We start from the raw sequence: 19,887 nt of genomic DNA, 5'->3' as shown, positions 1-19,887 counted from the left end.
TCGCCGTGCGCCACTCACTCCGGCGGGGCCGGCACCGGAGCGGGCCTGTGCTCCCCCGTGGTGGCGGGCGGGCCGCCGTGCCCGGGTGCGCCGGGCTCATCGCCCCAGAACTGCCGCAGCCAGCACAGGACGTCCCGCATGATGTGGTGGTTGTGGTTCGGGCGCAGGGCGCCGTACTGGAAGAACATGACGCCCTCGCTCGGCCAGCCGAGCACCGTGATCCGCCGGTCCACCTCACCGTCGGCGCGTACGGGATGGAAGTCCTCGGTGAGGTCGAGACCGCCGGGGGCGAAGTCCGGCGCGTCGGCACCGGGGTTGCGCCACGTGCGGACCAGACCGCGCCCGAGCAGGTTCGGGTAGAGCGGCCGTATGTCGTTCGCGGCGTCGAAAGGGTGCACGCGGGCGTCGACCAGGACGTCGACGGGCAGCACGGCGCCGGTGACACCGCCGCGCACGACGAAACGCCCGCTGCGCTCGTCCGGCGAGACGCGGGCTTCGGGACCGGCCGACACGTCGACGATGCCGTGCCGGACCAGGGCGCGCACCTTCTCCATGACCTCCAGCGCGGACCCGTTGACCAGCCGGTTGAGGTGGCGCATGAAGACGTCCAGGAAGTCGCGGTGGGAGGCGGCATGCAGCCCCGCGAAGTCGACCGCGGACGCGATGACGTACCGCAGGTCGCGCCAGACGCCGTCGGCCGTCGCCTTCGCCGGGTTGGCCAGGTTGCCCTGGACGGCCCAGCGATGGTCGAGGTCGAGGAAATCGAGCATCGCCGCCCGGTACTCGTCGGGTGTGGTGAACGAGCCGCGGTCGATCGGACGGATCAGGCGTTCCCATGAAAAGCGCCGGTCCGCGACGCTTTTCGGGTGGCGCCAGGGGGACTCGGCCGCCGCCACGGCGGCCGCCAGCCGCGCCGGGTCGTCGAGTCGGGCGGCGAGGGCACCGGCCTGCTCGGGGCCGAAGGTCACCTCCAGCACCCGGCGCAGCACGGCCTCCGCGTCCCAGCCGCGCTCCGGCTCCTCGGCGTCGGCGAGTCGCAGCGTGCCGGACAGCACCGCGTCGACCGTCCCCGCGGCCCGGTCGACCTCGGCCTCCAAGGGGGCGAGGAGGCGCCGCACGGACTCGTCGGACGGGGCGCCGCGGCCGCCGTCCGCGAGGAACGCCTCGTACGTGGGACGGGCCGCGGCGGCGAGGTGGCGCCCGATGTCGCCGCCGAGCAGGGTGGTGTAGTGCACGAGGGCCATTTCCAGCACCATCACGGGCAGGACGTGGTCACGGAAGTCGAGCTGCCGCTGCTCACGGCCGCCGATCGGCACGGGCCGCCCCACGGACCGGCGCAGCCGGCGCACCGCGTCCGTGGTGAGGAAGACGCCTCGGTGTTCCAGTTTCCCGGTGTCGCGCTCCTTGGCGTTGAAGGGGCGGGTGAAGGTGAACAGTCCGGACTCGCTGAACATGACGATGGAGTCGGGCTCACGGCCGGACTCCCGGTACGCCAGGGTGCCGTCCGGCTCCCGCGCGAAGACTCCGCCCCTGCCCTCGGTCAGGTGCAGGATGACGTCGATGCCGGTGAGTCCCATGCCGGCACAGCCGACGGTGCCGCCGGGACCGGCCTGACCGGGCGCGAACGCACGGTCCAGCGGATAGACGCTCGGGACGAAAGCAGCCGGGTGACTCTCGGCGAACCGGGCCCACTCTGCTTGCCGGGAGTGACGAGCGGGGGTGTTGGAGGAGTGCCCGGTGAGCAGCAGGACGTGGTCGGCGGCCACGACACGCTCGCCGCCGCAGAGGACGCCGAGGCCGCCGTCCGGTGATTCCTCCAGGTCCGTCACCTCGTCGTGGTGCAAGTGGACCCGCACGCCGGGCACTTCCCGCAGCATCGCCACGTACTGCCGGAAGCGGTCGGCGAGTGCCAGGCCGTGGACGTAGCGCTTCGGCGAGTCCTCGGCGGCGAGGTCGAAGACGGGGTCGCCGGTCTCCTCGAACCGCGTACGACACCACTCGTGCAGAGTGGGCCGCTCCTCCCGCGGCAGCAGCGGTCCGGCGCCGACGACACTCTCGTCGGCCGCGAACGCGACCTGCCCGGCGATGCGGTTGAGGACGCTGGTGACCGGCTGGTCGGGGCTGTGGGTCTGCCCGGCGCCGAACTGTCCCGCGCGGTCGAAGACATGGATGTCGAGCTGCACCGGCCCGGCCGCCGCCTTCGCCGTCGCGGCCAGCCGGTCCAGCACATAGGTGCAACTGGGACCGGCACCGACGATGGCGAGTCGGTGGGAACGCATACGGGTGTTCTCCTTGCTCGGGGAAGGGCCCGTCCGGGGTCCGTTCCGGCCGGGCGCCGGGGCCGGCGCGGTCGGTGATGGCGGCACGGCCGTAGCCACCTCAGGGGTGGGCGGTCGTCAGGGCAGCTTCGGCTGCGGCTGAGGGCGGGGTGGGCGGCCGTCAGTCGGCCGCCGCGCGGCGGCCCGTGGGGGCACACGTGTGGGGGCGGTGTACGCGGTCCCGGGCGCGGCGAGCGATCACCCGGTGGTCGGGGCGCGGCCTCGGCGCGGGGATCCCGCCGGTGCGGTCACCGCATGCCCCGCTCCGGGCAGCCCGGACACGGTGGAGACGACCCGGCCGACCACGTCGTCGAGCGGCGCACCGGCGTCGACGGTGAGCCATCCGTACTGCTCGGCCCATGAGTCGAGCACGTCGAGGATGCGGCTCTGGTGGGTCAGGAAGCCGTCCTGCGAGCACGCGGGGTCCATGCCGCACTCGTACGGGACGACATCACGCCCGACCTTGCGCATCCAGGCCTGCTTGGGATCGAGCCGCAGGTAGACGACGTGTTCGGAGACCGGGAGGCCGGAGACGACACCCTCGACCCAGGCCCGGTCCAGGCCGTAGACGATCTCGCCCGCGGCGTGCTTCATCCAGTACCCGTCGAGCAGCGTGACCCGGTCCGGAGCGACCGCGGCGGGGCTGCGGCCCAGCAGCGCCTGGGAGATGGACCACATCAGGAAGAGGAACCGGGCCGTGGTCGGCATCTCCGCGACACACAGCCGCGTGTGCTGCACGTCCGGCTTCATGAATCGGGTGGTGGGATACGCCGGGTTGCCCACGATGTCCCAGCGGTCCACCCGTTCGACCTGTCTGCCGGCGGCCAGCAGGCGCTCGGTGGCGAGGCGGGAGACGGTCGACTTGCCCGCCCCGTCGGAGCCCACGAGGGAGACGATCACCCGGCACCGTCCCGGCTCGGCTCCCGGTCGAGAAGCACCTCTGCGTCGGACCGAGGCTGGGCGGGGCCGGGCTGCGGCCGGGCGGGGGCCGCGGACGCGCTGCGGCAGGGTAAGCCGTGACGGGTCATGTGTCGGAAAGTCCGTTTCTCAAGGTCAGGTCGTCTGCCGGGTGGCTCCGACACCGGCCGCCGAGGCGGCAACGGGGTGGTCCGCAGTCCGGTCGCGAGGCCGAGCCGGGCTGGGAGCGGTTCCACCGCCGCCCTGGAATTTACGTGCGGTCGCCTCGCCAGGACAGTCGCGAACTTTTCGCGATATCGGGTGGGATGGGCGACCCGACGGGTCAAAACCCGGTGGAGTGGGGGGACTTGGATCACTTCCCCGCAGGTCAGCAGCGGTGCGTGAGGCTCGGCGGCACCGCTGTGCGGGTGCCGGGAGCCCTGTGGCGGGACGGTGCCGATTGCGCGTTCAACGTGCGCAGTGGCACCACCGTGACCGCCACGTCCCGGCGGTACGGTCCCTGACCCGACGCCGGCAGGGGTACGACGTACCGCCCGCACACCACGGCATGCGCCATGTCATCGGCGCCGGGCAGCGGCGATCGGCGGCACGCCGTGCCGGGCCACCGGGATCGCCCTGCGCAGGAACAGCAGGGCCCAGCAGAGCATGATCGCGGCTGCCGCCCCCAGTACGACCTCGATGGCGCCCTGGTCGCTCGATGCCTGCCGGCCACCCCCGCCCAGCGACTCCAGTACCGTCGCCGCGAGTGACAGGGCGACGGCGGCCGTCAGCGCCTTCACGGCCAGGGCGAGGCCGCTGACGGCTCCCGCCTGCTCGGCCCGGACCCGCTGCTGGGTGAGCACGTTCGTCAGCCCGCCGGACAGCCCGATACCGACGCCGGACACCGCCAGGGCGAGGACGGACAGTGCCGTCGACGACCCGACGGTCAGTCCCGCCACTCCCACAGCGGCGGTCGCCAAGGCCGCGCTCACCATGAGATAGGCCGGCCCGGGGCTCGGCACCCGCCCGGCGGCGTAGGCCGAGAGCGCGTTGGGAACCGACAGGCCCAGAAAGACGCAGCCCGCGAAGAAGGCGGAGTATCCCTGGACTTCCTGCAAGTAGAGGATGAAGAAGGTCGAGACGATGGTGAATCCCGTCATCGACGCCGCACCGGCACCGGTGAGAGCCCGCAGGGGCCGGTCGCCGTAGACCTCGGGGCCGTGCATGGCGCGGGACGCGTCCCGTTCGAGGACCACGAACGCGACCAGCAGGCCCACCCCGCACAGCCCGCACACGATGGCCGGGGCCGAAGCCCACCCCCAGGTGCTTCCGCGGTCGGCCAGCACGGTCAGGGCGACCGCTCCCGTCGTGACGCACAGTCCGCTGCGCAACGGCGGTCTGCGGGCCGCGGTCTCGGGATTGTTGGAGGGGCGGACGCACCAGTACACGAGCGCGATGGCGGCCAGGCCCAGCGGGAAGTTCACCAGGAAGATCGACCGCCAGCCGAACAACTGCACCAGCAGCCCGCTGACGAACGGCGCCAGCGCCGCCCCACCGCTCGCGGAAGCCAGCACGATCGCCAGACCCCGGTCCCGTTTCAGCCCGGAGAACGCCCCCGCCGTCATCGCCACGGCGCCCGGGACCGCGAACCCTCCGGCCGCACCCTGCAACGCCCGCCCGACCGTCAGCCAGACGAGGTCTTCCGCCATCGCGCAGACCAGCGAGCTCACCATGAACAGCTCGATGGCGTAGATCGTCGTACGGCGCCGGCCGAACGCGTCCGTGACCCATCCCGCCACCGGGAGCAGCCCGCCGAAACCCAGCATGAACGCGGTGATCACCCATTGGAGGTCCGTCGGTGTGCGCCGCAGGTCGTCCGCGATCTGCGGCAGGGCGACACTCACCGCCAGCCAGTCCAGCTCGACGATCAAGGCGGACAGGGCGGCCCCGCCCAGCGCCAGCCGCTCCCGCGCGGTGAACTCCGAGTCCCCGTCACCAGCCACCCGGGCACCCGCTCTCCCGGCCGCGTTCCGAACACCCTGCGCGTCCGCGGCCGTACCGACGACAGATCCACGCCAGTCCAGCATGTCCCCGGCCCGTTCCGCGGTCGGACGCGCAGGGCATTCCGGGTCCGGAGGGGAGTCGTGGCGAGCGGTCCGTGGCCGCACGCCGCTCACCACCCGTGAGCGATTCACCGGCGAACCGGGGCAGGGCAAATGGGGTACGACAGGGACGAGCCCGGCCCCGGCGCCCGTACCGCCGGACCCACGGTCACCGGTCCGCCGCTCGGTGTGAGCCGAACTGTCGGTACCCGGAAGTACCGTTCGACGCCGTCCGACTGTCGCCGCGGGAAGGAAGCAACGAACGTGTCAGGTTTCGGTCAGTGGCTGGCCCGGTTCATCAACGACGAAGGCGACCTGGGCGACTTCGCCCGCTACGCCGCGGCGGACCGGCACATGCCGCCGCACACCATCAGCGACCGCGTCACCTACTTCCTGTGGCTGACCCGGCATCCCGACACCGCGAACATCGACGGACGGCTCAGCCACCCGCACCTGCCGACCTTCACATCCGCGTGGAAGCGGTACCTCCACGAAACGGTGGACGACACGTCGCCGCCCGGCCCTGCCACCGAGGACGCTGCGGCAGAGCACACCTACGAAGCCCTGCTGGCCGCCATGGAGGGCGGCACCCAGGAGTCCGTCGAGGCACACCTGTCCGGCACCGCGCTGGACGCGGAGCAACGCCGGTCACTCATCTCCCGCGCCACCCTGGTGCGTCTCGCCCTGGCGGAGTATCTGATCTCCCTCGGCGAGCAGAACGCCGCCCGCTACGTGCGGATGAGTACCGTCGGCTTCGTCTGCCACACCGACGCCGACGCGGCGGCGGACTGGCTCGTCCGGCCGGGGTTCGCAGGCCGGAGGCCGGCCGGACCCGAGGAGATGGCGGCACATCTGGCGGACGCGGTCGTCGCGTGCTGGGAGCCGGAGCGCGTCGCGGACTTCATCAGGGCAGCCGCGACAGGTCCGCACGCCGCAGCCCTCTATCCGCTCGTGATGGTGCTGTGCCGCCGCACCGGTATCACCGTCGAACCGACCTCCCGTCTCGCCGCGGGCTGTGTGAACTTCTACGTCGGCGCGGGATGGGAGAACCGCCCTCCGCACGGCCTGGCGGTCGCCGCCGACCCTCGCGAGGACCCGTTGCTGCCCCGCGTGCTCCCGGAGTTGCCCCTTGCCGACTACGGCGTCTACAACCGCCTGGGCGACAACGATCCTTCGTCCGGAGGACGTCGCTTCGTACGCCTCCTGCTGGAGAACGGTCTGCTCGACCGTGATCTCTTCCTGCGCAAGGTGATCCAGAGCCTCCAGCAGGTCACCGACGAGGACGGCTGGATTGTTGCCAGTTGCCACACCACCCTGTTCGAAGACCTCCAGCCGACCGAGGAGGAGTTCACCGCCTGCCACGAGAGCTACGCCAGGCTCGCGAGCGTCGCGCTGTCCTCACAGATGAGCGATGCCCTGACGGCACGCGCGGTGGGGACGCTCCTGCGCGAGGAACGGCTCACGGCGGACCTGGTCGACCGGTGGGTCCAGGCCATCCTGACGGGGGACACCGACACCTCGCCCAACTGCGCGGTCGCGATCGGCGAGATCAGCGGTTCGGACCTGCTCAGGGACGACCACATCGCCGACCTGGTCCATTTCGTCACGGGCACCCGGACCATACGGCCCCTGCACACCCTGCGGGCGCTGATCCGCCACGCCGAGCACGGGCGCCTCACCACCGACCAGATCGTCGCCTGCGCCCGTGAGGCGCTGACCTGGCCGGAGGAGGACGTCGCGACCGCACTGATCACATTCCTGCGCCGCGGACCGGAACGCGAACCGGACAGCGCAGGGACGGTCCTGGCCCTGCTCGCCGACGCCTTCTGGCACCCCGTACGGGCCGTGCAGGACCAGGCTGTGACCCTTGCCGGCGAACTCCGCGAGCGCGCCGACGACACCGCCCGCGCGCTGCTGGCCACCGCGGCCCGAGAACTGGAGCCGGATCTGCAAGCCCGCGCCGAGGCCCTCTTCGGCGCGGCGCCCCCGGCCGACGAGACGGCCGAGCCGTCCACGGCGGACGAACCCGGGCCCGAGGGGTACAACCCCCCTCCCTTCGACATGAGCGTGTTCGATCCGATCCTGCGCATCCTGCCCGGCGGAGCGAAGGAACGGTGGCTCTCACTGCTGCGACCGGCGGTGACCCTGGACGAGGGGGAAGGTGAGGGTCCCGTCGTCGGTCACCTGGGCGGTCTGCCGGAACTGCCGAAGAACACACCCTGGCCGGTGTGGCAGGAACGCCCGCTGACCCTGCTGGCCTCCCTGGACTGCGCCCGCCTGCCCCGGACGGAGTTGGACATTCCCTTGCCCGAGGACGGCACACTCCTGTTCTTCCGCTTTCAGGGGAGCGGCCTCCACGATGAGCCCGGCGAGTTCTACGTCGGATACGAGGATGGCGGGCTGGGCGCCGGGACGAAGGTGCTCTATGTCCCCGCTTCGGTCCCGACCCGCCGCCGCCCGGCACCCGAGGGCCGAGAGGTCCTCGAGCGGGTACCGCTGCGTCTGAACCGGGTGAAAGTCACCATGCCCGACTTCTACGACCCGATCCTGGAGGACGCGTCCATCGAGTTGCCGAACACGGAGGGCGGGACCAAGGCGTACGGGGCTGTGGAGGACCTGATGCACGAGCTGTACGGCGGCCACTGGGCGCAGGTCGGGGGACATGTCCGCTGGTACGACCGCTGGGAGCAGGGCCGCGTCGCCCGCCGCGTCCTCGGCCCGGACGCGACGGACGAAGCCCTGCGCCGGGAGGAACACGCCCTTGTCCTGCTCGCCTCCTTCGAGGACCGCCACCACGACAACATCGTGTACTGGCTGATCCGCCGCGAGGACCTGGCCGCCCGCCGCTTCGACCAGGTCAGACCGGTGGCCCAGGGATAGATCGCATCCCGGGCGGCGGTGGCGGTCGCCGGGTCAGCCCGCTGGCCAGATCGCCACGTTGTCGAGGTTGGTCCAGGCATTCGCCTGGCCGTCCGCCCAGAGGCCGATGTTGGCCTTGCCCGAGGTCACGTCGAAGGTGTACTTCTTCGTCGCCCAGGCGTTCTGGTTCTTGTTGAGAGGCAGCTTCGTCGCCTGGCCACCGTGTCCCTTCACCTCGAAGAACAGGTCGTTCATGGTGGCGCTGGACCGGTAGTCGAAGGACAGTTCGTACCTGCCGTTGGGAAGAACGACCTCCTGGTCCACCCACGAGGTGAAGGCCACGTCGTCGTTCACCAGCAGCTGCCGGCGGCCGTCACCGGTGGTGTTCTGCGTGGAGGCCGCACCCTGGGCACCGGACAGATCCCACAGCGGGACTCCGACGCCGGCGGCCTCCTGGTCGAAGCGGCCGTTGGCGACCCGGTTGCCCGTGATCGTGCCCGCCGCCGCGTTCACGTCGACGCCCGTCCAGCCGTGCACGACGGGCGCGGTGCCCTCGAAGGTGAGCTTGTACCAGGCGTTGCGGCCGACGCCGCCGGGTGCGTTGTTGGTGTCGCCCTTGAAGAACTGCGAGTAGCGGTCGCCGTTGAAGAGATAGGACGTCGTCCCCCCGTCCGTGCTGACGACGGGGATGATCTGCGCGAACTGCGTGCCGAACGAGTCGTCCGAACCACCCCGGGTCGGCCGGTGCGTGACCTTCGCCCACGGCGCGCTCGACGCCAGACCGGCGAGGGTGTCACTGACTCGGTAGTGGGTGGCCGTCGCGTCCCACCATCGCTTCTCGGAGGCGAACAGGTAGTACTTGCCGTTGGCTTTGACGAGGCCGGGCGCCTCCTTCCCGGAGTCCCACTGGTCGAACAGGGGCGCTCCGGGGGCCACGCCGGTCCACGCCTCGTTGAGCTTCCTCACGGTGACCGTGCGGTTGATGCTCTTCTTGCCGCTGGCGTCCACGTGGTCGCCCACGTACACGAGGTACGCGTCGTTGCCCTCCACGAAGACCGAGTGATCGCCCATCGTGTTGTTGTTCACGTTGATCGGTGTCTGACTCGTCAGCGTGTAAGTGCCGTCGACCGTCGAGCTGGTGGCGAACATCAGCTGGTTGCGCTTGTCCGAGGTGTCGTTGACCTCGAAGTTCAGGACGAAGTTGTTCGTTGCCGGGTTGTAGTTGAGCTGCGGGCGTCCGAGCCAGATGTTGTCGGCCGGGTCGGCGGAGAGGGGCCCGTCCGTGCCGGACTGCTTCACGATGGCTTTCCTGAACTGCCAGTTCTCGAGGTCGGTCGAGCTGTACAGGTTGATCGCCTTGGGCTGGCCGCTGGTCAGCTCCGAGCCGACCCAGTAGTAGACACCCTGGTGCTTGAAGACGTTCCCGCCCTGAGCCAGGATCTCCTGGCCGTCGACCGTCCTCCATACGGTGTCGTTGGCGATGTAGGACGACGGCTCCGCGGCCTGGACCGGCTGGCTGAGACCGCCGGTGAGGCCCAGCGCGACGGCCGCGGTGAGGATCGTGAAACGCCTGGTACGGGGATTGAGGCTCATGGTTCTCCTCGGTCGACGGGACTATCGGTGCAAACATTTATCATCGGGACGGCGAATTGCCTCCAAGCTTGCAAGTAATTTTCTCAACTGCTCGTCAAGGCCGTACCGTCCGGCCTCAGCACTCCAGGTGACCTCGGGTGTTCCGGGCTACGGGCAGGGGAGGTATGCGGTGATCACGAGCCCAGCCGTCCACCTGCCGAATCGAAGGTGTTCACCCATGTCCCTCACCGCACCCGTTCCGTCCGCTTCCGGCCGTCCCTCACCAGCGCCGTCGCTGTCGCAGAGCCCGGTCGACATTCGCCCGCAATCCACCGACGTCTCGATCCTGCCGCCGCTGCGGTTCCACCACCCGACATCGCTCACCATGCGTCTGCACTTCGACGACCCGCGGCGTCGCCGGCACGACGGCACACCGACCAGCGCCGGGCCGGCAGCCAAGAGCGCTCAACCCGACTGTGTCCGGGACGACGAGGGAACGGTGAAGGCCGAGCCACCACCGGGACAGGAGTGCCGGCTGACCATCGGCGCCGACGTCTACCTCCTGGCGGACGTGCACTGGCACACGCCTTCCGAGCACACCGTCGGCGGGGTGGCGTTTCCGATGGAGCAGCACATGAAGTACGTACGGTCGGCCGAGGACGGCACCGTGTCCGGTGAGAGCGGCAGCGAGTACGCGGTGATCGGTGTCTTCGTCCATCCCGGGGAGCCGAACGCCTCGCTGGACCGGCTGCTCGGCTCGGCGCGCCGGGGCGAAGACCCCTGGGCCGTGGCCGGAGTGGAGCTCGACGCGCTGCTCCCGACCTGCACCGAGTCGTACCGCTATCTCGGTTCCACCACCGTCTGCCCCTACCTTCCGGGAGTGCGCTGGTCGGTGCTGACCCACCCCGTACAGGCGTCCGCCGCCGCGGTGAACCACTACCGGAAGGTGTTCCCCCGGGGCAACGCCCGCGCGGTGCAGCCCCTCGGGGACCGGCGCATCGCGAGCGACCGGCATCGCTGGTGGTAGGTGCCGCTCACTGACGCGAAGTGGGACGGGAACCCGGCCACCGCGATTCCGACGGGAATCGCGGTGGCCGGGATGTGGTCATTCCGAGACCGCGACGAACCGGCGGGCGTTGGCCGAACCGTTGGCGGACTCGTGGCTGCCGGTCAGGTCGACCTCGACGCCGCGCTTGCCCAGCGTCTCCCGTAGGTGTCCGGCGACCGGGCCGCTGATGAAGTGGTGGTGCAGGTTCAGCTTGGCCAGGTGGGTGAGCGGCTGTCCCTCCAGGAGTGCGGTCGCTCCCTCGTCGCCGAGCGTGCCCATGGACAGGTCGAGTTCGGTGAGCCGGGCGACGACCGGGGCGGACGCGAAGGCCGCGGCTACCTCGTCCTGGATCTCGCTGTTGCGCAGCGCGAGCCGACGTATCGCGGGCAGCCGGACGCCGGTCAGGAACGGCTCCAGGTCGGACACCTGCGTGTCCGCCCCGTACCAGGAGACACCGAGCCAGATGTCCAGCTCCTCCAGGGCCGGGAAGTCGCAGTCCCCCACCCCGCGCACGACCTCCTTGGACAGGCCGCCGGTCTCGATGACCAGACGGCGCAGGGTCTCGTGCGACTGCGGCGGGAAGACGAGGCCGCTGCCGCCGCGCACCCCGAACTCCTCCAGCCGCGGGAAGGTTTTGAGCAGCGGTGTCACGTCACCGTTCTGGATCCAGGAGATCTCGCTCTCCTCGTACGTCATGTCGCCCAGGAACAGGGCGCGCAGCGCGGGGAGCCGGTCGGCCGCGGCGACCAGGGCTTCGACGACCTCCGTCGGTCCTTCGTCATTGACCTCGGGCCAGACGCCGACGACGAGCGACCGGACGCGGGAGAGGTCCACCGCCTCCGCGAAGCGGGCGAAGGTGGCTGCCCAGCGCCCGGCCTCGGCGTCGTAGTACTCCTCGACGGAGATGCGCCAGGCGACGGCGTCGTCGGCGGGCAGGGACTCGGGCAGTTCCTCTTCGAGTTGGGGGAAGTCGAAGGTGGGCAGCCCACCCCACTCGCTCAGACGGTCGGAAATGGCCATGCGCTTGACTCCAGGTTCCGGGCGGCTCGATGTCGCTCGAAAGTTCTATCAAGCCCCACTGACATCGCCCGGTTCACGCGTTGGGCGTCGAGCGGTCGAGGGCCGGCACGGGCCGGCCGTCGGAGCACGCCGACAGAAGTGCTCATCCCTGGTGAGCGTTCCGGGATTCCGGTACGGCTCGGGCCGACCTGCGGAGGCCCGATCGGGATCCCTCAGCCACACCGGAACTGCCTGCACAAGGGCTTGTTCGGATCTCCGGCGTTCGGCGTGGGCCGGGGCGCAGCGGACCGGGCGGACCCGCGCAAGAGCCCCTACCGGCCGGTAGTACGAGGGCCATTGACCCTCCATCATGAGTGCGCGCGCATGACAGACCCCGTCGTGCGTGGTGACGCACGTTCCGCCGGCAGCCTTCGCACTCCCCCAGGAGACCCCCACATGCATGCCCGCGCCACGATCGCCCGCAGAGCCGCGACAGTCACCGCGGCCATCACTCTCGCCGCCGTCCCCGCCACCGCGGCGACCGCCACCGCCGCCGAGACAACCCCGGCGGGCAACGCCAGTACAGCGAGCACGGCCGGCGCCGCCGTCAGCGGCGTCGACTACGCCACCTGGAAGCAGGACGTCGCGGCCGTCGTCGCCCAGGCGCGTCCGTGGATCGAGTCCCGGAGCGCCGACGCCGGTACCGAGAAGCAGGCGATCGTCCTCGACATCGACAACACCGCGCTGGAGACGTACTTCCACCCGATCTGGAAGCAGCCCACCCCGGCCGTGGCCGACGTCCGGGACCTGGCCCGCTATGCCGACTCCCGGGGTGTGGCCGTCTTCTTCGTCACGGCCCGACCGGGCTTCGTCGGGTCCCTCACGGAATGGAACCTGAAGCAGACCGGCTACCCCATCGACGGGCTCTATCTCACCGACCTCATCGATCTGTTCGAGGTCAGCGCCTACAAGACCGAGAAGCGAGCCGAGATCGAGGCGAAGGGCTACAAGATCATCGCCAACATCGGGAACAGCGCCGGGGACTTCGCCGGCGGCCACGCCGAACGCGCCTTCAAGCTCCCTGACTACGACGGCAGGCTGTTCTAGCGGCAGCCGGTCGCCGTCCACCCAGCCCCTCCGCCACACCCGCCGCGGCCGCCGGTCGGCTGCGGCAGCGGTGTCGGCGGAGGGCGCACCGGACCGTGCGCGCCCCGCTGTCAGAGGCAGTTGAGCAGGTCGTCGAGTGGGGCGGGTGTGCGGTCGGGTGGCAGGGCCTCGACCAGCACGCGGCCGTAGTGGATCTTGCGGCCCTTCTTCGTGCCGAAGAAGCGGCGCAACTGCTGCTCTACGGGACGGCCCCGCTGCGCCGGCTGGCTCAGGAAGGTTTCCAGAGGGCGCAGTTCGCCCTCCGCCTCGATGAGCTCCCTCACCCGTGCCACGCCCAGTGCGCGGATGAGTTCGTCCTCCAGATCCGCCGCGCAGACGAAGATTTCCCGCTGTGCCGCCGCGGACCTTTCGAGGGCGCGGGTGTAGTAGGGGTGCTCCGCCTCGTCGCACAGGCCCGTCAGGCGCAGGTCCAGGCCGGGTGGTCCGAGGAGGGGGACGAAGCGCCCGACGCTCATCGCACCGCCCATCGGCAGCACGCAGACCCCTTCCGAAGCCAGGTGCCGGCCGCGTCGCCCGGCCAGCGCGCCGACCGCCGCGGCGTCGCTGAGACCTTCGAGAAGGACGACCGTCCGCACCCGCGATCGCTCGGCCAGTTCGCGCGCGGGGCCACCGGGCCCACCGGCGGCCCACGCGGTGACCGCCTCCCGGAACGCCCCCATGTCTGCCATGCCACGAGTCTCCGCCGATTCTGCCCTCGGCGGTAATCAATTTCCGTCGCCGTATCGACCGGCGCATGGGGTCACGGAGTGTCCTCGTCGTCCTCGGTGAGGGCTCCGCGCTGTACGTGGTCGCGGAGTTCGCGGCGGTTGCTGAGGCCGAGTTTGTCGTAGGTGCGGCTGAGGTGGTACTCGACGGTCTTGGAGCTGACGAACAGTTCGCCGGCGATCTCCTTGTTGGTCAGGCCGCGGCCGATGAGGTGCGCGATGTCCCGTTCCCGGGCGGTGAGCCGGAGCGGGTTCTTGGCTCTCCGGCGGGCGGGCGGTGGCGGTGTGGGGATGCCTTCGGCGCAGCGGTCCAGGAAGGGGCGGGCCCGTACCCGCTCCAGGCGGTGTCGTGACGCGTCGAACCACTGGGCGGCGTCCGTCGTCCGCCCTCCGAGTTGCAGGACCCGGCCGTGGGCGTGCTCCAGCAGGGCTCTGTGCAGCAGCACCACGTCGCGTTCCGGCAGTTCGGCCAACCCTTGTTCGTATGTCGCGCGGGCCAGGGCGAGATCTCCGCGGCTCTCGGCGAGACGGCCGGACAGCCATGATGCCGCGGTCCGCAGACAGGGGATGTCCTGTGCGGTGTGCCGCAGGTGTGCGACCGCGGCCTCGGCACGGTCCAGGTGACCGAGGCCGATGAGTGCCTCCGCGTGCAGGGGCAGCCAGAACACCTGAAGATGTCGGGGCCATCCGGCCTCGGCCGTCACGAGCGGCTGTACGGCGTGGAGCATCGCCGTGTGGTCGCCGCGGGCCTGCGCGAGGATCGCCCCGCTGATGGCGCACAGCGTGGTGGTGCTGTCGTTGATGGAGGATCCCGACCGGCACTCCGCGGCGCGCAGTTGCTCCTCCGCGCGTTCCCAGTCGCCCTGGCCGGCGGCGAGCCAGGAGGCGACCGAGTACTCCCACGCGTAGGCGGCGGCCTTGCCGTCGCCGTTGGAGGTGATGGCCAGGCCCCGCTCGGCACTGATCGCGACGTCCTCCCAGTCGCCGAGCAGATACTGGGCGGTGGCGGTCCCGCCGTACGCGAAGTCGGCGAGCGCGGGCACTCCGTGCGACCGGCTCAGCGCCTGCGCCGTGGCGCAGTCCTCGATGCCCGCCGTCAGCGCGCCCTGGCTGATCCGGATCAGCCCCTGCAAGGTGAGCAGATGCACGCCGACCGGCCGTCCCTCGGCGGCCGAGCGCAGCACCGCGGGTGTGACCTCCGCCAGCTCGCGCAGTGCCTCCGGTGCGGCATCGGCGAGGGCGAGCCCGGTGCTGAGGTTCACCCGGGCCCACGAGTCGTCCGGGTCCATCGCCAGGGCCTGACGTGCCGCGTCGATCCCTTCGTCGTAGCGGCCCTGGAAGTTGAGGACGCCGCTGAGCGCGACGCGTGCCTTGACGCCCGTCCAGGGGTCCTGCTCCTGCTCGCTCCGCGCCCGTGCCTCGTTGTAGTGGGTCAGCGCCTCCGACAGGGTGCCCCGGGAGAAGGCATGCGCTCCCAGGATCAGGCTGCGTCTGGCGCACGGCGCGGTCTCCTGCACGCGTGGCAGCAGCGATGCCGCTCGTACGAACCGTTCGTGGGTCGACAGTCTCGCGGTGGCGGTGAGCAGGTGGTGCTCGCGGTTCTCGCGGGTCGCCTCCAGGTCGGCGGCCCACAGCAGCAGGGTCGCCGAGCGGTCCACCTCACCGGCGGCGTACTCCTCGTCCGCGGCGGCGGCGAGTTCCGCGGCCAGCCTGAGATCGGTGGGTCCGGCGGCGGCGACCCGGTGGGCCCACGCCGTGTGCCGGTCCACCAGGTGCTCCGCCTTCGCGTGCAGGTGTCTTCGCCGGTCCGGCGGGATCGCCTCGACGACGGCCTGCCGTTGCAGGGCGTGGGTGATCTCCACCGGCGCGGAGGGCTGGTTGGGCAGCCAGCGCATCAGCCCGGCCTCCAGCGCGGCGCTGAGGGCGGGGGTGGGGGCCTCGACCCCGGCCATCCGGCCGACCAGCGCGAGCGGCATCGGCGTACCCAGCACGGCGGCGGCCTCCACCAGGGCTCGCGACGGCTCCGGCAGGCGCAGGAGCTGGCTGCGGATGGCCGTGGCCAACGAGGGCGGCACGGGCAGCGTCGTCACGGACGCCCCGGTCAGCTCCCCTTCCGGCATCTCGGCCAGCAGGGTGCTCACATACAGCGGGTTGCCCGCGGTGTGCCGGCGCAGTTGTTCCGCGACCGCTTCCGGCACCGGCCGGCCTGTGGTCTGCTCGATCAGCTCGGCGACCTGCCCGGTCGCGAGCCCCCGCAACGGCAGCCGCGCGCTGTCGCTCACGCCGGTCACCATCCGGTGGAGCATGTCCGCCAGGTCCGGGTCGGGTGGACGGTCCGTCGTCCGGACGCTGAGCACCGCGAGCAAGGCGTCCGCGTCCAGTCGCCGCAGGACGAATCCGCAGGCGTGCAGCGACGCCGTGTCCGCCCACTGGAGGTCGTCCACCAGGAGAGCGACGGGCTCGCGGGTCTGGAGCGCGCTGGTGAGCTCCAGCAGTTGGTTGCCCACCTCGTACGGTGGTGCGGCGGCCGGGATCGGCCCTTTGAGCAGGGGGAACTCCTCCAGCAGCGTCCGCGGGACGGAAGAGATCAGCTGCTGGACCGCGCCGAACACGAAGTCCCGCTCCGAGGTGTCGCAGCGTGCCCGCAGCACGGTGAAGCCTTCCAGGGCGGGATCGGCCAGCCAGCGGCGCAGCAACTGCGTCTTGCCGATGCCGGCCTCGCCCTCGACCAGGACCACCCACGGCCGCCCACACCGAACGGCCCGCGCGCAATCCCGCAACCGCGCGAGCTCCGGCTCCCTGCCGACGAACGTGCCCTGCACATTCATTCGCGACCATCCTCGCAAGGGCGACGAACACTGCCTTTGGTGACCTCGGCGTCGTCATCGTCGCACGCCTGTCGCGGTAGAGGCACAATCCCCGCAGGTCGGCGCCGTGGGCATCGTCCCGGAGGCCCGGTCCCGCACGGTGGTGAGAGATCTGGCGCGGACCGACGGAAGCCGACGGGCGGGCCAGAACACCGCCGGAGACGGCTGGGGCGACCTCGCTACGTACGGCTTCTCGGCGTCCCGGGCGCCCCAGGGGCACCCGGTGCCGTGCCCCGCGCGAGTTGAGGCGAGACGGTTCGTCTTGTTATGGTGGGGGCATGGCTTTCCTCTTCTTCGTCTGAGTCCGGGCACGGCCCCTGCCGCCGTTTCTGCTGCCCGTAGACCCTTCGTACGCCCGGGGAAAGTCCTATGCGCGACCGCGCCCACACTGCCCTGCCCGCCACTGTCTCCGCGGTGGCGCAACTGTCTGTCAAGTCCGTCACCAAGTCGTACGGCACCCGGACCATCCTCGACCAGGTCTCCTTCACCGTCCGGCCGGGTGAGAAGGCCGCCGTCATCGGCGAGAACGGTTCCGGCAAGTCCACCTTGCTGCGGCTGCTCGCCACGGCCGAGACGCCGGACGCCGGGGAGGTCACCGTCCGCTTTCCCGGCGGAACCGGCCACCTCACCCAGACCCTGCCCCTCGATGCGGACCGCACCGTGCAGGACGCCGTCGACCTCGCTCTGACCGAACTGCGCGATATGGAGCGAAGGCTCCGTGCCGCGGAGGAGTCCCTCGCCGATGCGTCGGACGCGGAACTTGCCGCGTACGGCGAGCTGTTGATCGCTTACGAGGAACGCGGCGGATACGAGGCGGACACCCGTGTGGATGCCGCCATGCACGGGCTCGGGCTGGCCCGGATCACCCGGGAGCGCATGCTCGGCTCATTGTCCGGCGGCGAACAGTCGCGCCTCGCGCTCGCCTGCGTCCTGGCCGCCGCCCCCGAACTGCTGCTCCTGGACGAACCGACGAACCACCTCGACGCGGCGGCCGTGCGCTGGCTGGAGGTACACCTGCGCGCACACCGCGGCACCGTTGTCGCAGTCACCCACGACCGCGGCTTCCTGGAGCGCATCGCTACCACGATCCTCGAGGTCGACCGGGACGAGTGCACCGTGCGCCGGTACGGCGACGGCTGGGCCGGCTACCGCGCCGAGAAGGCCGCCGCCCGGCGCGGAGCGGAGCAGCGGTACGCGGACTGGGCCGAGGAGGTGGCCCGCACGGAGGAGTTGCTGGGGGCCGCGGGCAGGAGGCTGGCCACCACCGGCCACGACCCGAAGCAGGGCTTCGGCAAGCACCGCCGCTCCAGCGAGGCGAAGCTCGGCGGGCAGGTGCGCTCGGTGCGCGAGCGCCTGGATCGGCTGCGGCGCAACCCGGTGGCAAAGCCGCCGGTACCGCTCAGGTTCACGGCGGCGCTGCCGTCGGCAGCCGGCGGCCCGGTCCAGGGCACACTCGCCGAGCTCGACAACGTACGGGTCGGGGAACGGCTGCGCCTGGACGGGCTCCTGGCGATCGAGCCCGGAGGGCGCCTCCTTGTCACGGGCGGGAACGGCGCGGGCAAGACGACGCTGCTGCGCGTCCTGGCGGGCGACCTGCAACCGGACGCGGGCACGGCGCGCCGCCCCGCCCGGATCGGCTACCTCACTCAGGAACTGCCGGCGCACGCCACGCGGCTGACGCTGCTCGCCGCGTTCGCCACCGGGCGGCCCGGGCTGCCGGACGAGCACGCCGAACAGCTCCTGTCCCTGGGCCTGTTCCGCGAACAGGACCTGTGCGTTCCGGTCGCCGCGCTGTCCGTGGGACAGCAGCGGCGGCTGCAGATCGCGACCCTGGTGACCCGGCCCGCGGACCTCCTCGTCCTCGACGAGCCGACCAACCACATCGCACTCGACCTGGTCGAGGACCTTCGGGCGGCGCTCGCGGTGTACCCGGGGGCGGTGGTCGCGGTCTCGCACGATCGCGACTTCCGTGCGCGCTTCGAAGCCGAGCGGCTGGAACTGCACGCCGGCCGCAGGCGCTGACCGGGACCGGCCCGCCCTGAATCGCCAGGACAGTGAGGATTGGCCATGGCATCGCCCAGAGGTCTGACTCTCCGCCTGACGCCGTCAATCCACTGAAACATGGGATCCATGTCCACCTTCCTGACGCCACAACAGCGTGCCGACCGCACCTCCGCCGCCGTCGAGGCGGCGGTCGCGGCCGGGCGGGGCTCGGTCTGACCGTCACCGATCCGCGCGGCCCGTGCGTGACCGCCCCGGTGGTGACGCGCGGGCCGTCGGCGTGGGCGCACCCGTGGGACGGTTCGGGGACGGACGGCCCCGGTCAGACGGTCGTCCCGTGTCCCACGAGCAGCGCGCGGGCGGGCCGCCAGGTGTCGCCGCGGCGGCGGGACGCCATGCCGGAGAGGGCTTCCAGCACCACGCGGTGGCGGAGGAACGCGGTGATGTCCGCGTAGTCGTGGGGCGTGGATGCCTCGACGACGTCCATGCCGAGGAGCGGTACTTCGCACGCCAGCCGGCGCACCGTGTCCAGGAGTCCGCGAGAGGTCAGTCCGCCGGGGGGATCGGCGCCGGGGGTCGTTACCGGCGCGCTCACGTGGAGGTCGATCGAGAGGAACACACCGTCGCAGTCGCTGACGGCGCCGGACATCGCCTCGTCCACGCAGGCGTCGAGGCCCCGGGTGACGATCTCGGTCATCGGGTAGCTGCGCACGCCCTGGCCGTCCTGCTGTGTCCCGGGGAGCGGCCATCCGCCGCACGGTCCCATCCGCACAAGGCGGTCCGCGCGTACGGCGCCCGCCTCCAGCAGACGGCTCATCGGGCGGCCGTGGCCGTGCGGGTGCCCGGAGCGGATGGTCCCGGTGTCGGCGTGCGCGTCGATGTGGACGACCGAGATCCGGCCCGTTCCGTGATGCCGCGCCACGCCGGTGACAGCCGACAGGCCGATCGTGCGGTCCGTGCCCAGGACGAACGGCACGGCGCCCGACCTCGCGATCCGCCGCACCGCCTCCGCCGCGGCGGCCGTGCTCCCCTCGGTCCCTGCGGGGAGCGTCCCCACGTCTCCGGCATCCAGCACCCGCAGTTGCCGGACCGCGTCCACGCGCAGCGGCAGCGAAGGCCGGTCGCCGTGGCGGCGATCCGACGGCGCGCTGACGATCACCACGTCGGCGCCCTCGTAGGTGGCGGGCTCGTCCAGCGTGCAGGGGTCGACCCCGAGGAACGTCATGTCTCGGCCGAACATCGTCGCGTTACGGCTCATTGAGGCTCTCCTAGCTCCCCGAGGGCATCGCCTGATGTTAAAGTCAGGAGACGGTCCTGACATTAAGGTCAGGCTCTGTGGGGAGGCAAGGGCCT

Annotated in this window: 12 protein-coding genes; 4 read left to right on the top strand and 8 right to left on the bottom strand. The window is 71.3% G+C overall.

All coding sequences use genetic code 11. The features are described 5' to 3' along the window. Positions 1-14 precede the first annotated feature (14 nt). From DN051_RS42660 to DN051_RS42650, 3 genes are all read right to left on the bottom strand, one after another. Positions 15-2,279 carry an FAD/NAD(P)-binding protein gene (locus tag DN051_RS42660; protein WP_112443124.1) on the bottom strand — a complete coding sequence of 755 codons (2,265 nt, stop codon included), beginning with the start codon at positions 2,277-2,279 and terminating at the stop codon, positions 15-17. Positions 2,280-2,516: 237 nt separating this feature from the next. After that, on the bottom strand, positions 2,517-3,218 hold the full coding sequence (locus DN051_RS42655; protein WP_199315048.1) for a thymidylate kinase: 702 nt from the start codon (positions 3,216-3,218) through the stop codon (positions 2,517-2,519). Positions 3,219-3,793: 575 nt separating this feature from the next. Beyond that, entirely contained in the window at positions 3,794-5,218 is a 1,425-nt protein-coding gene (locus tag DN051_RS42650) for an MFS transporter (RefSeq protein WP_162625191.1), read from the bottom strand. A 363-nt stretch (positions 5,219-5,581) separates the two neighbouring features. On the opposite strand from DN051_RS42650, the gene DN051_RS42645 reads away from it, so the two are divergent. Next, entirely contained in the window at positions 5,582-8,197 is a 2,616-nt protein-coding gene (locus DN051_RS42645) for a DUF1963 domain-containing protein (RefSeq protein ID WP_112443122.1), read from the top strand. A gap of 33 nt (positions 8,198-8,230) precedes the next feature. On the opposite strand, the gene DN051_RS42640 is transcribed toward DN051_RS42645, so the two are convergent. Beyond that, positions 8,231-9,769, bottom strand: a complete 1,539-nt coding sequence (locus DN051_RS42640; protein WP_112443121.1) for a family 43 glycosylhydrolase — start codon at positions 9,767-9,769, stop codon at positions 8,231-8,233. A 217-nt stretch (positions 9,770-9,986) separates the two neighbouring features. Here DN051_RS42640 and DN051_RS42635 point away from each other — a divergent pair, with 217 nt between their 5' ends. Next, the gene (locus DN051_RS42635; RefSeq protein WP_162625190.1) at positions 9,987-10,775 is read left to right on the top strand and encodes a carbonic anhydrase family protein; all 789 of its coding nucleotides are present in this window, start codon (positions 9,987-9,989) and stop codon (positions 10,773-10,775) included. 78 nt (positions 10,776-10,853) lie between these two features. Here the strand turns inward: DN051_RS42635 and DN051_RS42630 are convergent, their stop codons facing one another. Continuing rightward, a complete protein-coding gene (locus tag DN051_RS42630; protein WP_112443119.1) occupies positions 10,854-11,816 on the bottom strand; it encodes an STM4015 family protein in 963 nt (320 codons plus the stop codon). 435 nt (positions 11,817-12,251) lie between these two features. On the opposite strand from DN051_RS42630, the gene DN051_RS42625 reads away from it, so the two are divergent. Continuing rightward, positions 12,252-12,902 carry an HAD family acid phosphatase gene (locus DN051_RS42625; protein ID WP_112443118.1) on the top strand — a complete coding sequence of 217 codons (651 nt, stop codon included), beginning with the start codon at positions 12,252-12,254 and terminating at the stop codon, positions 12,900-12,902. Positions 12,903-13,012: 110 nt separating this feature from the next. Here DN051_RS42625 and DN051_RS42620 read toward each other — a convergent pair whose 3' ends face one another. Both DN051_RS42620 and DN051_RS42615 read right to left on the bottom strand, forming a co-directional pair. Continuing rightward, positions 13,013-13,630, bottom strand: coding sequence for a TOPRIM nucleotidyl transferase/hydrolase domain-containing protein (locus DN051_RS42620; protein WP_112443117.1), 618 nt, complete (start codon positions 13,628-13,630; stop codon positions 13,013-13,015). Between the two features lie 71 nt (positions 13,631-13,701). Further along, a complete protein-coding gene (locus DN051_RS42615; RefSeq protein WP_112443116.1) occupies positions 13,702-16,494 on the bottom strand; it encodes a helix-turn-helix transcriptional regulator in 2,793 nt (930 codons plus the stop codon). 408 nt (positions 16,495-16,902) lie between these two features. On the opposite strand from DN051_RS42615, the gene abc-f reads away from it, so the two are divergent. Beyond that, positions 16,903-18,555, top strand: a complete 1,653-nt coding sequence (gene abc-f / locus DN051_RS42610; RefSeq protein WP_112443115.1) for a ribosomal protection-like ABC-F family protein — start codon at positions 16,903-16,905, stop codon at positions 18,553-18,555. A 301-nt stretch (positions 18,556-18,856) separates the two neighbouring features. Here the strand turns inward: abc-f and DN051_RS42605 are convergent, their stop codons facing one another. Then, positions 18,857-19,792, bottom strand: coding sequence for an arginase family protein (locus tag DN051_RS42605; RefSeq protein ID WP_112443114.1), 936 nt, complete (start codon positions 19,790-19,792; stop codon positions 18,857-18,859). Between the last annotated feature and the right edge of the window lie 95 nt (positions 19,793-19,887).

Source organism: Streptomyces cadmiisoli (assembly GCF_003261055.1).
GTDB classification, from domain to species: Bacteria; Actinomycetota; Actinomycetes; order Streptomycetales; family Streptomycetaceae; genus Streptomyces; species Streptomyces cadmiisoli.
The sequence above is the reverse complement of the archived record's forward strand: the minus strand, read 5'-3'. Positions and strand labels throughout refer to the sequence as shown.

What these genes read in the sequence shown, in the direction of transcription:
- DN051_RS42615 (WP_112443116.1), bottom strand. Translation starts at nt 16,494, where the DNA reads ATGAATGTGCAGGGCACGTTCGTCGGCAGGGAGCCGGAGCTCGCGCGG.
- DN051_RS42630 (WP_112443119.1), bottom strand. Translation starts at nt 11,816, where the DNA reads ATGGCCATTTCCGACCGTCTGAGCGAGTGGGGTGGGCTGCCCACCTTC.
- DN051_RS42660 (WP_112443124.1), bottom strand. Translation starts at nt 2,279, where the DNA reads ATGCGTTCCCACCGACTCGCCATCGTCGGTGCCGGTCCCAGTTGCACC.
- abc-f (WP_112443115.1), top strand. Translation starts at nt 16,903, where the DNA reads ATGCGCGACCGCGCCCACACTGCCCTGCCCGCCACTGTCTCCGCGGTG.
- DN051_RS42620 (WP_112443117.1), bottom strand. Translation starts at nt 13,630, where the DNA reads ATGGCAGACATGGGGGCGTTCCGGGAGGCGGTCACCGCGTGGGCCGCC.
- DN051_RS42605 (WP_112443114.1), bottom strand. Translation starts at nt 19,792, where the DNA reads ATGAGCCGTAACGCGACGATGTTCGGCCGAGACATGACGTTCCTCGGG.
- DN051_RS42625 (WP_112443118.1), top strand. Translation starts at nt 12,252, where the DNA reads ATGCATGCCCGCGCCACGATCGCCCGCAGAGCCGCGACAGTCACCGCG.
- DN051_RS42635 (WP_162625190.1), top strand. Translation starts at nt 9,987, where the DNA reads ATGTCCCTCACCGCACCCGTTCCGTCCGCTTCCGGCCGTCCCTCACCA.
- DN051_RS42640 (WP_112443121.1), bottom strand. Translation starts at nt 9,769, where the DNA reads ATGAGCCTCAATCCCCGTACCAGGCGTTTCACGATCCTCACCGCGGCC.